Origin of the sequence: Alkalihalobacterium elongatum (genome assembly GCF_019024285.1) — a bacterium.
Lineage (GTDB): Bacteria > Bacillota > Bacilli > Bacillales > Bacillaceae_F > Alkalihalobacterium > Alkalihalobacterium elongatum.
The window spans coordinates 36,255-49,640 of sequence record NZ_WMKZ01000032.1; the positions used below are offsets into that span (position 1 = coordinate 36,255).

General features: G+C 34.0%; 16 protein-coding genes. 10 read left to right on the forward strand and 6 right to left on the reverse strand.

All coding sequences use genetic code 11. The annotated features are described in order from the left end of the window. Positions 1-5 precede the first annotated feature (5 nt). The 5 genes from GKP30_RS20655 to GKP30_RS20675 all read left to right on the forward strand — a co-directional run bounded on the left by GKP30_RS20655 (position 6) and on the right by GKP30_RS20675 (position 2,537). Positions 6-182, forward strand: a complete 177-nt coding sequence (locus GKP30_RS20655; RefSeq protein WP_216831363.1) for a hypothetical protein — start codon at positions 6-8, stop codon at positions 180-182. 52 nt (positions 183-234) lie between these two features. Further along, positions 235-432, forward strand: a complete 198-nt coding sequence (locus GKP30_RS20660) for a hypothetical protein (protein ID WP_216831364.1) — start codon at positions 235-237, stop codon at positions 430-432. Beyond that, entirely contained in the window at positions 422-880 is a 459-nt protein-coding gene (locus GKP30_RS20665; RefSeq protein WP_216831365.1) for a GreA/GreB family elongation factor, read from the forward strand. The genes GKP30_RS20660 and GKP30_RS20665 overlap by 11 nt, the downstream gene beginning before the upstream one ends. Before the next feature lie 77 nt (positions 881-957). Next, complete coding sequence (locus GKP30_RS20670; protein WP_216831366.1) at positions 958-1,401, forward strand: GreA/GreB family elongation factor; 444 nt, start codon at positions 958-960, stop codon at positions 1,399-1,401. 413 nt (positions 1,402-1,814) lie between these two features. Beyond that, positions 1,815-2,537 (forward strand): DUF421 domain-containing protein, encoded by a 723-nt coding sequence (locus GKP30_RS20675; RefSeq protein ID WP_328703193.1) that lies wholly within the window; start codon positions 1,815-1,817, stop codon positions 2,535-2,537. Positions 2,538-2,633: 96 nt separating this feature from the next. Here GKP30_RS20675 and GKP30_RS20680 read toward each other — a convergent pair whose 3' ends face one another. Next, positions 2,634-2,801, reverse strand: a complete 168-nt coding sequence (locus GKP30_RS20680; RefSeq protein ID WP_216831367.1) for an imidazoleglycerol-phosphate dehydratase — start codon at positions 2,799-2,801, stop codon at positions 2,634-2,636. A gap of 105 nt (positions 2,802-2,906) precedes the next feature. On the opposite strand from GKP30_RS20680, the gene GKP30_RS20685 reads away from it, so the two are divergent. Then, the gene (locus GKP30_RS20685) at positions 2,907-3,056 is read left to right on the forward strand and encodes a hypothetical protein (protein ID WP_216831368.1); all 150 of its coding nucleotides are present in this window, start codon (positions 2,907-2,909) and stop codon (positions 3,054-3,056) included. A 170-nt stretch (positions 3,057-3,226) separates the two neighbouring features. Here GKP30_RS20685 and GKP30_RS20690 read toward each other — a convergent pair whose 3' ends face one another. Then, entirely contained in the window at positions 3,227-3,460 is a 234-nt protein-coding gene (locus GKP30_RS20690) for an RpnC/YadD family protein (protein WP_216831369.1), read from the reverse strand. A gap of 243 nt (positions 3,461-3,703) precedes the next feature. Between GKP30_RS20690 and GKP30_RS20695 the strand changes: the two genes are divergently transcribed. Beyond that, positions 3,704-5,515, forward strand: a complete 1,812-nt coding sequence (locus GKP30_RS20695; RefSeq protein ID WP_216831370.1) for a sensor histidine kinase — start codon at positions 3,704-3,706, stop codon at positions 5,513-5,515. A 70-nt stretch (positions 5,516-5,585) separates the two neighbouring features. Here the strand turns inward: GKP30_RS20695 and GKP30_RS20700 are convergent, their stop codons facing one another. The 3 genes from GKP30_RS20700 to GKP30_RS20710 form a co-directional block, all read right to left on the reverse strand. Continuing rightward, the gene (locus tag GKP30_RS20700) at positions 5,586-5,891 is read right to left on the reverse strand and encodes a YciI family protein (RefSeq protein WP_216831371.1); all 306 of its coding nucleotides are present in this window, start codon (positions 5,889-5,891) and stop codon (positions 5,586-5,588) included. Positions 5,892-6,540: 649 nt separating this feature from the next. Beyond that, complete coding sequence (gene nspC, locus GKP30_RS20705) at positions 6,541-7,668, reverse strand: carboxynorspermidine decarboxylase (protein ID WP_216831372.1); 1,128 nt, start codon at positions 7,666-7,668, stop codon at positions 6,541-6,543. Then, a complete protein-coding gene (locus GKP30_RS20710) occupies positions 7,669-8,907 on the reverse strand; it encodes a saccharopine dehydrogenase family protein (protein WP_216831373.1) in 1,239 nt (412 codons plus the stop codon). Positions 8,908-9,828: 921 nt separating this feature from the next. Between GKP30_RS20710 and GKP30_RS20715 the strand changes: the two genes are divergently transcribed. From GKP30_RS20715 to GKP30_RS20725, 3 genes are all read left to right on the forward strand, one after another. Further along, positions 9,829-10,389: a DnaA N-terminal domain-containing protein gene (locus GKP30_RS20715; RefSeq protein WP_216831374.1), complete on the forward strand. Its 561-nt coding sequence runs from the start codon at positions 9,829-9,831 to the stop codon at positions 10,387-10,389. A 122-nt stretch (positions 10,390-10,511) separates the two neighbouring features. Continuing rightward, entirely contained in the window at positions 10,512-11,012 is a 501-nt protein-coding gene (locus GKP30_RS23630; RefSeq protein WP_236035265.1) for a CCDC90 family protein, read from the forward strand. A gap of 382 nt (positions 11,013-11,394) precedes the next feature. Beyond that, complete coding sequence (locus GKP30_RS20725) at positions 11,395-11,610, forward strand: hypothetical protein (RefSeq protein ID WP_216831375.1); 216 nt, start codon at positions 11,395-11,397, stop codon at positions 11,608-11,610. 1,591 nt (positions 11,611-13,201) lie between these two features. Here the strand turns inward: GKP30_RS20725 and GKP30_RS20730 are convergent. Then, positions 13,202-13,386 (reverse strand): hypothetical protein (locus GKP30_RS20730; RefSeq protein WP_216831376.1); only part of this gene is annotated, 185 nt, incomplete at its 5' end.

A 13,386-nucleotide genomic window follows, 5' to 3' on the forward strand; every position in this document is an offset into this window, starting at 1 on the left:
AAGAAATGGCTACAACTACTCGCGGAAAGGTATTGCGTGAGTTAGAAGGTCGTGGTAGGGGTACATGTCCAGTATGTAATAGGAAACGAATTAAATTATTATATGACAAAACTATTGAGAATGAACAAGTAATAAAAGTTTGTAAGTCTTGTCGTCCTAAAAAAGCATTAAATAAAAAATAATTAACCAGCATACTAATCTTTGAAAATAGTTTGGAGAATGTGAGGAAAATGAATGGGTAGTGAAGAGTGGTTAGACTGGCAAAAAAAGATCATATTTGATGAGTATATAAAACCAGAATTAGAGAACGAAGATGAGGTTGAAAAGCCATTGCAGGAACAAACTCCAGTAAAAGGAAGAGTAGAGCATAAGCTGAGTTTATTTCCTACACAACGAATAATGGGTATAGGAGGATTCGTTAATGATCCTTAGGAAGGCCATTATGCAAAACTGGATGAAGAAAAGGATCATTTTACAGGTTCAGTACATTAAAAGAAACAAAATGAAGATTATTCAAGAGTTTCAAAAGGAAGAAAAGAACCATATAGATATTCATCCTGAACAGCTCTTAAACAATTATATTGACAGATTAACACAGTACAGTTTGAATGGCATGCAATTTAAAGACTTCCCATCCCTTCCGTTTGTGATGATAGATAGTAGAGTTGCTCTTAATGTGGCAAACCAAGATCCTCAACTAATTACCATTTGTTTGCCTAATTATGAAAACGAAGAAATTGGGTTCTTCTCCTATCAATCTCCTTTAGGCCAGCAACTATTATTAAAACAAGTTGGTGATCGTGTAAGCCTTGGGGATGGTTTTCCATTTGAAGAAATTAGCATTCAACATATAGAATTTAGTTCATTAGGAAACTATTAAAAAACGCAAAGGCCCCATTATGGGGCCTTAATGCATAAAGAAAAGATGGAGTGTTCTTCGTAAGGAGGGAAGCTTTTATGAGTGAAAATTTAGCATTAATCGCTGCACGATCCAAGTTGATTAACCAACTTGTTTATTTTGATGAAGAACTAAACCAATTCCTAGACTTATTTGTTCCAGATAGACAGAAAAGAAGTGCAGTGAAAAGCAGAATATCGGAATATTCAATGGCAGTTGAGGAACAATTAAATAATTTCAGTGAAGAGAGTTTGAGTTCTGTTGTTCTGATTGGCAGTAAGATTGACTTACTTTATTTGGATGAAAAGATTATCGATACATTTACTATCGTTTTCCCATATCAAGCGAACCTGGAGCAAGATTTAATTTCATTTTTATCACCAATTGGTTTACAATTATTACTAGCAAAGCTAAATAGCAAATTTACTCTTCTTTTACCCAATGGTGAGACAGAAGTAGTAGTGAAGAAAATTTCTTTTGTGAATAGTGGATTAGTCGGTTAAAGTCAAAAATCTACCGTAACAGCATTTGGTTCCAGTGATTAGTATATAACACGTATGTTTTCATATATAAAAATATTAATGCCGATGTTAAAGTATTCATTCTGCTCGCAACATAACCTGCCACAGGTGAAATTCCAGATTGGTCTGGTAGATGCATTTATTTGACCAATTCCAGTGACAAACAAAAATCTTTAAGACATAAGCCAGCATAAAGACATGCTGGCTTGTTATGATTCCTATCAACTTATAGCCATTGATAAATTGCCTATAAATAACCTGTTTAAGTGTTTGGAATTACATTGAATTAATCACCTAAATATTACCATTGTTGAATAGAAACTTACAAAAAGGTAATAGTGGTAACAATGTTAGATAATCTAACGAGAACAGAAGAAATGAAGGGGAGTTTTACTGTGGAATTTTGGAATGGAGCAGAAGATTTACCGATTTATGGATACTTGATACGAGCAGCGATTGTATATATCTATATTTTTACGATTATAAAAATTCTTGGACAACGTTCGATGGTTTCATTTCACCCTATTGATTTTATCTTTGCCGTCATTATTGGGGACATTGTTGGTGAACCTTTATCAACGGGAGACCTACCTCTTGGCGGCCCTCTAGCCGCGGCTTCATTAATAGTTGCCTTACATTTATTTCTAACATTTCTAGCTCTCAAAAATGTGAAAGTCAGACGGGTCGTTGAAGCTGAACCGATTGTAATTATTAATAAAGGAGAAATCCTAGTAGACCAAATGCGTAAAGCGAAACTCACAGTCGAGGCACTATTAATGGATTTACGACTAAATCAAGCCCATGATTTAACAGAAGTGGATTATGCCATATTGGAACCAAATGGGCAAATTAGTGTAATTAAAAAATCTAAATATGATGCGCTAACACCAAGTGATCTTGATCAGAATCCTACTGAAAAGGGATACCCTTCTGTATTAATCTTAGAGGGCGTAGTTAATCATTCCAACTTAGCTAAATTAGGTCATAACATGGCCTGGCTAAAAGAAAAAGTTTATCAACACGGTTATGATAATATTGAGGAGGTCTTTTTATTAACTGCAGATGAGAGGAATGACAAGGTTTATGTGAGTGGCCGTACGGTAAAGAGTGTGGTGTAGAAAGGCTATTATTCAACTATAAATAAGCACCAATCCAATAAAGGGGCTATCCTTCGTAGAATACAAACATTAGTAGTACGAAGGATAGTCCTATTTTTAATGATTATTCGGATGTTTTAATTGCGATTTACTGCCACGTCTCGAGTTGTATTCTGTTCCTTTATTGTTATCTCCAATCTCTCGGCCGAATTCCGTATCTAACTTTCCGTGTCTTTCTGGGGCACTTTGATTTTTACTTCCGCCTTTATTATTGCGCTTTGTCATATGTACACCTCCCATCTGTTACACAGTTATTATCCCAAGAACTATTGGTTTCATTACGGTGAAATAAAAAGGGTCTGATTCCGGCAAATGGGGAGCAGACCCTGTGTGTCGCAATCGTTTGTAGAAAATAATCATTTAGCTGGAGTTCTTCTTGAGCTGAAAGTTTGTGATATTTCTCAAAGATCCCATACACTAGCTTTTGACGAGCGGGGTCAAGTTGAAGTTGAACAAGCATTCGTAAAAACTCAAGTTTAATTTTTCTTCTTCCTCGGTTCATAGCCCATTTTCCCTAATAAGGAAGAGCAGCTGGGTTTGGTTGCTTAACAAAGTCAAGCCAGTTTTTCTGTTTTAATTGCAAAGCGAAAAACTGAAAAGAGAGTACTGCTTTAAATGGGAAATGGACGGTAAATGAGTCTTTTTCTATTTTAATTTTTTTCATAACTAAAAACAGCGATAGGAACAATGGGACGACGATATTTTTCGTATATCTGGCTAAAGTAGATGAACATGCGATCATTAAAGTCTTTCTGATAGGAGGATTGTGGTTCGATATGTATGATGATTAATGTATCTTTGCCTTTTAATTTCGTCTCAACAAGTAAGTCAACATATTGATAATCTAAGTGTTCGTAAACGTTTGGACAAGATGAATTCTTCAAAAAAAGTGTAATTAGCTCCTTGAACCAACTGCTTTTCTTTTAGCAAACATCTCACCTCATCAAAAGAACGTTTGTTCTTATTATAAAGTGAGATTGTATATTCCTTAATGTGTTTTTTTGTAAAGTTTGTTGCTTAAATGGAAGTTTCAGTTTACATTTAAATAAAAATGTATTTTTTTAATGTTCGCAATTTTGTTTAGATGAACCTTCAACAATCATCCATTAATTAAAAGGAGGAGTAACATGGGTAAAAAGATATTTGTGGTGATATTTATCATGTTGCTTCTACCATTTTATACGGTTCAGGCTAAAGACGTTTCGGTCTCAACATTTCTAAATATCTCTATTTCTAACGAAGATGGGACAATTGAACAAATCCGCAATAGAGAGAATTGGAAGCCTTTGAATGATTATCAACTTGTAACTGATAAAGTGGTGTGGTTAAAGATCGATGTTTCAAAAGATAGCAGTAAAGATCCTTATTTATATTTAAATATTTCACCGTCATATTTTGAAGTTTATCAAAAGCAAAGTCTCATCTATACCTATGGCGATTTGGAGCCTGATCCTAGAATTATACATAATAGACGGTGGGATCTATTCCCGATCGATGCGAACGAAACAGTTTATATCCGTTTAAAGGGTAATCTACCAGAAACAATGATGGTTGGTCCAAAAGATCAGTTTTTAAAACAGATGATTTTTGCTGATCTTTACCGGATTATTGGAAACTTAGCGTTCGGATTAATGGCGGTATTTTCATTAATTTTTTACTTGTTTAATAGAACACAAACGTTGCTACTTACTTTTGCGGGATTTGCACTATCATTAGCCGTTGGCGGAATTCTGAGAGTAGAATCTAAACAATTTCTCTTTGAAGAGCCGCTCATATTCATTTATTTTAATGCTTTCGTTTCTACGGTCGGTCCCGTATTATTTATAATGTTCTTTTCACACTTATTGGATGAACGCTACAAAAAATTAGCTTCTTGGACCTGGAAGTTTTATGGCGGTTTTTGTATTATTGTCATCCTAACGCTAACTTTTTGGCCACAGCTATTTGTTGTCGGCGTGGTGAGCTTGAATGTCCTACTGGTGGTCAGTATGCTAGCTATCTCCATTTTTATGATCCTGTCTTATGTGAAAACGAAAAAGAGAGAGTTATTATTTTCTATTCTTGGAGTTGTTGGCTTTATTACGATATATCTCATCGGAAGTGTCTTTAAAATAGCGGAAACGGGTATAGACGTTGGACTTATCGCGAATTATGTATTGGCTTCTGCTTGTATAAGTATCATCATTAGTCAATATGTTGAGCTTCAACGAAATGTACAGAGATACTCAGATGAGCTGGAAATCAAAGTACAGGAGCGAACGACTAAATTAAAAGAAACGCATCAGCAACTCGTAAAATCGATACAAGAGAGTTCCGCAGCTATGGCTGAAATCGCTGCGTTAGAGGAGAGAAATCGAATAACTCAAGAAATTCACGATAATGTAGGACATACATTGACAGCGACAATTTTACAGATCGAAGCAAGTAAGCGTTTGTTGGATAAAAATAAAGATGTAGCAAAAGAAAAAATGGAAATTGCTCAAGACCTTGTTAGAAAAGGGTTAGATGAAATTCGTAGCTCGGTTCGAATGCTAAAGGCAAATGAGTGGAACTTTGATTTAAAAACTTCGTTACTAGAACTGATCGAAGAAACTTGCAAATATACAGAGGTTAACATCAACGCTGAGATTGAAGATGTTCCCAGCATGACCCAAGAACAAAAAAGTACAGTCTATCTATCATTAAAAGAAGGGTTGACGAATGGGATTAAACACGGTCATTGTGAAAAGTTTCATTTTCAATTAAGTGTTGAAAAGAATACCATCAGGTTTCTTCTTAAAAATGATGGAAAACCACTCGACCCGCAAAAATATGGGTTTGGACTTTCTGCGATGAACGAACGAATCCAACAATTAAACGGAAAACTACGAGTTTATTCAGAAAAAGAGTGGGGATGTGTGTTAAATATTTCCTTCCCTCATAAAGATAAAGAGATTTAGAATTTTGAGGGGTTTTTATCGAAAATAAAAGAGGGTCTGTTCCCCTAAAAAAAGGGAGCAGACCCTGATTTTATTTATATAGCTCCATAAATGTAGGGGCTACTTTGCATGGTTGGATATCAATTTTATGCCATACGTCTTTTACAACATATGGTTCGACCTTCAACCATTCATCTAATTCTACTCTAGACGGATAGTCTACGACTATGACGGAACCGATCATTTTTCCGTCATCATCAAGAAGAGCAGCACCATATAAATGTTCGCCTTTTGCAAATCTTTCTTCAACGCCATTTAAATGGTCTTCTCTAGCTGCAAGCCTTCGATCGAGGGCTTTTTCGTCAGTGCCGTCATAAGCTGTAATGATATATTGCATCGTTCATAACTCCTTTTTTGTATACTAGTTTAGTTTTTTTGTATGTATTATTTTGTTTCGAGTAGCGGAAATTGTATCTTTTAAAAAGTTCAACCTTTTAGAATTTCTCTTGAGAAAAGAGAGTAAAAGAGGAGAATTCAAAAGCGCAAAGACAGCTAGATCAGCCTTAAAAAAATAGTTAATCCGTCTCGTAGATTATACCATGAAAAACCAGAATTTAACTATCGATTCTAGCATAGATGAGGATTGAAACAGTAATATGGAGAAAATCAGGTTGATTAATGTAGTAAAGAGCCGATTGGAGCAAGAGGATGGATAGTTTAGGTAATTTTGTGTTCTAAAGAGCAGATTGGAGCAAAAGAATGGATAAATTAGGTAATTTTATGTTCAAAAGGCAGATTAGAGCATGATGATGGATTAAATTAGGTTATTCCATGTGCCAAAGAGCCAATTATAACAAGAAAATCCTATAAAATAGGGAGACTCAATTGAAAGTGTCACGCACGCACTCAACAACAGGATATCAATGCTATATTACTTAGCAGCAACGATAGTGTGTGAGTACGTAGACACTATGAGTCTCCCTCAACGCGAAGTCAAAATCAGGAGGACATGTTGTTACCATGTGCCATCCTGTCTATGACTTTGCTTATGCGAGTCTTGTTTTGAAGTTTTCATAGCCAAATTCGCGAACGACTTTACAATCACCATTTTTATCCTTTACAGCAATAGCAGGTAATGGCATACCGTTAAATGTCGTTGTTTTAACCATCGTGTAAATGGCCATATCACCAAAAACTAATCGATCACCATTTTTTAGGGGCTCATCAAACGAGTAATCACCGATGACGTCTCCTGTTAAACACGTTTGCCCAGCAAGTCGATATGTAAACGGCTTTTCGCCAACCTCTCCAGAACCGAATAGGGGAGGACGGTAAGGCATTTCCAATACATCTGGCATATGACAAGTTGCGGATGTGTCAAGAATGGCAATATCAATTCCGTTTTTATGCGTTTCAAGTACCGAAGCAACAAAGTAGCCAGCATTTAAAGCAACAGCTTCTCCAGGCTCTAGATAGACTGTTAAGCCATAGTTATCTTGCATTCTTTTAATACAAGATTCTAGTAATTGGATGTCATAGTCTTCTCTAGTAATATGGTGGCCGCCTCCGAAATTAATCCATTCCATTTGCGGTAGCCATTGGCTAAATTTTTCCTCAACAGCTTGAAGTGTTGTCTCTAAATCATCAGAGTTTTGCTGACAAAGGGTGTGAAAATGTAATCCAGTTACGCCTTCTAGCAACTCAGGACGAAAATCTTCGGCTAAAGCACCAAATCTTGAACCAGGGGAACAAGGGTCATAGATCTCATGTCCAACCTGTGTCGAGCATTGCGGATTAATACGCAAGCCGACTTTTTTACCAGCCTCAAGTGCTTTATGTTTGAACCTTTCTAACTGTGAAAAGGAATTAAAAATAATATGGTCGCAAATCGAAATAATTTCATCGATTTCATCTTCACGATAGGCAGGGGCAAAGACATGATTCTCTTTGCCCATTTCTTCGTAACCTAGACGAGCTTCGTATAAACCGCTAGCTGTAGTCCCACTTAAATACTCTCCAATGAGAGGGTAATAGTAAGACATGGAAAATGCTTTTTGTGCTAAAACAATTTTACATCCTGTGCGTTGCATGACCCCATTTAAGATTTGTAAATTTCTTTCAAGAAGTGCTTCATCTATTACATAGCATGGTGTCGGTAGTTCTTCAAACTTCATTTAACGAACAAGCTCCGGCTCTTTTTGTTTTACAGGCTTTCCATCTACAAGCTCAGGGTCAAAGCTTTCTTTCCATGGTAGTCCCCATTTGTTTAATGCTTCCATGAATGGATCTGGATCAAATTCTTCGATATTGTATACGCCTGGTTTGTTCCACTTACCAGTCATGATCATCATCGCACCGATCATCGCAGGAACTCCAGTAGTGTAAGATACAGCTTGTGAGCCTACTTCTTGGTAGCACGCTTCGTGATCACAAACATTGTAAACATAATACGTTTTGTCTTTACCGTCTTTTTTTCCTTGGAAAATACAACCGATGTTTGTTTTTCCTTTTGTACGTGGTCCAAGAGTAGCAGGGTCAGGTAATAACGCTTTTAAGAACTGAAGTGGTACGATTTGTTTTCCTTCGTATTCGATCGGCTCAATTGATGTTAAGCCGACATTTTCAAGGCACTTTAAGTGAGTTAAGTAGCTCTCACCGAACGTCATGAAAAAGCGAATGCGCTTTAAGCCAGGGATGTTTTGCGCAAGAGACTCAAGCTCTTCGTGATATAATAAATACATATCTTTTTCGCCAACTTCAGGGAAGTTGTATACGCGTTTAATTTCCATTGGCTTCGTTTCAACCCATTCACCATTTTCCCAATAGCGACCATTTGCAGATACTTCACGAATGTTGATTTCTGGATTGAAGTTTGTAGCAAACGGATAGCCGTGGTCTCCAGCATTACAATCAAGAATATCGATATACTCGATTTCATCAAAGTGATGTTTTAGAGCATGAGCAGAGAATACGCCCGTTACACCAGGGTCAAATCCACTTCCTAAAAGTGCAGTAATTCCAGCTTTTTCAAAGCGCTCACGGTATTCCCATTGCCATTTATATTCAAATTTAGCCGTATCTTCTGGCTCATAATTTGCTGTATCTAAATAGTGTGTTTTCGTTGCAAGGCAAGCATCCATGATCGTTAAATCTTGGTATGGTAACGCTAAGTTCATTACGATATCAGGCTTAACTTCTTCAATTAAAGCAATAAGCTCATCAACATTATCTGCATCAACTTGTGCAGTCGTAATTTTTGTTTTACCGCCATCTAGTTTCGCTTTAAGATCATCACATTTTGATTTTGTACGACTAGCGATGCAGATTTCTTCAAATACTTCACTGTTTTGAACGCATTTGTGGATAGCTACAGATGCTACACCACCACAACCGATAATAAGTGCTTTTCCCATTTCACATAACTCCTAACATAATAAATTTTCGAAAGTAAGGGTCTGTCATTAGAAAGAAGACAACTATGTAGGACATTACCCTTTTAAAAAAATTTTGAAACGAACAAAAAAAGCAAGTGTAATACGCAGCATGAGCGCAACACTTGCTTAAGACATATTCAATCCTATTAAAAAGCATAAGTATACCATAAAATAGACAGATGTAGTGTCTACGATAAAAGTCTAAAATAGTATATGGAAGCTTTTAATATTCAAAATATATCATAATAGGTACAGAGTCTATAGCAAATAATTACTTTTAGCACTCTTATTGACCGTTTCACAAGTTGTTGTGCAGATGCACTGGTTATAAAGTAACCAACTTATAAAATTTGAGCTTTTAACTCAATCAATAAGGCAACTAAGTTGCCAATCGGCATTAGACCCGGCTGTCCGTATGGCCTTGACTTCCTTTGTGTGGAAGTGGTCAGTATTATCTGCATGGAAAGAAGTGATATATTGAATATTTTGCTTTCCAATAACGCTTCTATAGATTAACAACTAATTTTATAATTTTCAATAGGTAAAATAAAAAAATATCAAAAAAATTTTTAGGTATATTTGTCTCATTTTTTGGAGCATGGATTTACTGGAGCTGTGGGACCTAGAATAGTATAAAAGTAATGTTTATTGAAAGCGGTATCAAATGGCATAATATAAGTGTTTTTCTGTGTTTTAGTGTTAGAAAACCTATAGGGAGCTTGGTTAATTGAAGTCGTGTTATAATAACTTTTCAATATTAGCAAAAACAATTAAATCTATAAAAAAAGCCAAAGCTAATATCGAGCATTAGAAGAACTCTGGTCAAAAAATTAGAACAAAAAGTTTGAAGACATATCTAAAATCGTTTTGTGATTTACTTTTTATGGAAGGGGAATTTAGATGAAAAATCAAATTAAAGTTGATGGATCTGACAAGAAGGAAGACACTACTGCCGATGATAAAGAGAGTCTTTATGCGACTATTCATAAATTAGTTTTCCAGATGGCAAACATGGAACAAAAATATGAAAACGTTATTGATAGCTTAAAAACCGAAATAAGGCTTTTATCTGAAAAAGTTAATAGACATGAAGCCACAATTCATCGTTTAGAAAGAGTACATAGTGAACCAACCGATGCTATTCAATCTAATAAAGAAAATGCAATAAAAAATATACGACCAGATGTGGAGGATGCATCTGACCTCTTTAACGATGTGCTAGTGATTGCGAAAGAGAAAATCTCAAAATCAAGCTTTGAGATATGGCTTGCTAATTTAACAGCATACAAGGAATTAAATACAGACAGACTAATTATTGTAACAGACAACGAGTTTCAACGAGAGTGGGTTGAGGAAAGGTATAGCAATTTGCTTGAGGATATAATACAAGGAAACACAGGACGAAAATATACGCTAACGTTTGATGTCAAATCAACAGAAGGAGAGGGACTAGCGAAGTAAAGGTTCATCAGCTCTTCGTTTTTTTTCCAGTATATAACGTTAATATTCAGTGGGGGATTCTTAACAATTAAGTAATGCTTGTTTAATAATTATCTATTATAATCAGTTGGAGAGGTGATAATATGGACAAGCAAATTCATAATTTACTTACAGAAATAAGTAAAGAAATGAAGAGTATGAAATCAGATATGCATGATATGAAATCAGATATTCATGGTGTTAAAACAGATGTGGAAAGTATGAAGTCAGATATGCATGATATGAAATCAGATATTCATGGTGTTAAAACAGAAGTGCAGAGTATGAAATCAGATATGCATGATATGAAATCAGATATTCATGGTGTTCAAACAGAAATGCATGAATTTAAATCAGATATGCATGATATGAGTTCAAATTTTCATGGTCTTAAATCAGAAATGCATGATATGAAATCGGATATTCATGGTTTTAAATCAGAAATGCATAATCGATTTGATACTATCGAAGCAAAACTTGAAGGTGTTGGTGGACATTTTGAATTAACCAATGAATCAAGAATAATCGATGTCGATTTTATCGCCGATAAGGTTAGTAAATTGGAGAGAGAACTTTACATTTTAAAAAATAAAAGTGATAACTAGAAGTGCTTTTACAGGGTTCTGTTTAAAGGTATTAGTTATTAAATAGACTGTCAATAAACAAGCTAAATCATTTGTGGTTTGGCTTATTTATTTTTCTAATATAGTAGATTAGCGAAAAGTGTTTTCCTGATATATACAGAATGTTTTTAAAACAAAATTGTAGCAAATATTATTACGCGCAATATAATAAAGAATATCAAGTAAAAAACAAGTCTAACAATTGTTATAAAAAAAATCTATTGGATCTTTATCTTTTTAGATAAAGGTCTATTTGCTTTGGATGGGATGTTGGATAAAAAATTTGTTGATGTAAATTTTTTATTAAGATTTTGTAAAGAAAATATGTAATAATAGTAGAAAGGGAAAAAGTAGGTGATTTGTTATGATGATTAGAGAGTATTGTGGAAATGAAGAATTTGCAGTTGCACAATTTTCAATTACTTTAAGTGAAGATATTCAAGCACAAATCAAAAATAAAACATTGTTTTACAAAGAACAAATTCAACATTATATGATAAGGAAAACAAATAACTTCCTTAAAAGCCTGTCATTGCAAAAAAACAGTTGCATACGTTTATCAAAAGCAAATATTGTATAATGTTTGGTTTCGTTTACAACCATTATTTGAAACACAACCGATTTTAAGCGTCGTAAAATAAATTCATGTTAAAACGAAAAAAGACAAAAGTGAAATATGTAAGTCAATAAAAGCAGTCCTATTTTGAACTGCACCCCAATTGTTAGACACATCTAACAATTGGGGTGTGTTTTTTGTTTCTGTGATTTCAGTGTTTCTATTATTTTATACTAGAATTAACACCTGCAAACAAGTAAGACAAGTTGGCTTAAAAGTTTATTTTATTTTCACATTGAGGATTTATACTATACTCTACATAACAGTATATAGAAAGAATTAAAAGGGGACGCCATCAATGAGTCTTGTAAGATTTTATTTTTATCAATTCATCTTATTTACCGCACTACTTCTTTTGGCGTCTATTTCTGACCCATACATTAGCAAATCATTACTCTTGTTGACTTAATAGCTACATGTATAACAGTTCCTATCTTTATATTGCTTGTTAGCCTGATAAGTAAGTTATATATTCGTATTAATACGAGCTTACGAAAAAAGGTTTTACTCTCTATAACTGCTTTCATATTAGCAGTCGTATTTTTAGCGATTATAGAGAATATATGGTTTGAAATAAAAGGAGAGATGTTATTCTAGTAATTAGCTCCTACTATAATGATAACCAATTTAAGTTGAAAGAGCTTCGATTCATTTAGTACTAAGTAAAGTTATTGTATGAAAGCTACGTTTAGTGTATTAACATCATTTTTGTAGTAGTTATGGCTTTGTTTTATCCTAATTATAATAGTATCTATTCTTTGACTAATTATATGATTGGGCAAACGTTAGTCTTAACCATAATGAAGGATATAAATATTACATCAAACACAACATTTATTATATAGAAGAAACAAAAGTATATATGAAATTTTGATACGACACAGGTATAGGTGATGAAGAGTTTCTATAGATATCAGCATCTATTAAATAAAATATGTAAGTAAGCAAAATTTTCTTAATAAAAAGAACGTATTTTTAACTAGTTTCAATTATAAGGAGAGGATAACAATATCGATATTTATGGGATTGCAAAATACTCCTGGTTGGTTTATATGGTTCGTATTAATAGTTGTTATTGCTTTTATTATATTTAGTAACTGGTGGATGCGAAGGTAATAAGTGAACTACGACCGTCATTTCAAAAACCTTCCTTAGTATTAAACTAATTCGATTTTTATTTATGGTCACAATGATTAACTGGATTTTTGCTTAATGCATAACCAACATAAATGCGGACCAAGGCTTAAACAAATAGAACTTCATTATTTTACTCACGAAAAGAACTTGTATTTTTCTATTAGCTATGGTAAATTTATAAATCTGTTGCACAAACATAAACATAAAAACAAATAGTTGCGCAGAAATTTATAATGTGGTATATTATTTTTTGTCGTTATTAAACATTGTGCTTTTAAATTTAGTTTTAAGCGAATTGATGTTAAAACTTTCTTTTAAAAAAGTACTTGCGATGACATTTTTATTATGATATTATATTTCTTATCGCAATCGACTAAGTTTATTGAAATGATTTTAAGTTGTCTTACATTAAAACATTTTAAAAAAAGTTGTTGCGTAGAATTATCAGATGTGCTATAATAAATTTTGTCGCTGCTGAAACGGCAGTAAAAAAGTTCTTTGAAAACTGAACAAAAAGCCAAGCGATATAAAGAGATACATGATATCTCGTCAATGTTTTAAAAACGTCACGTTTGTGACAATGAGCTATATCAAACACTTTTA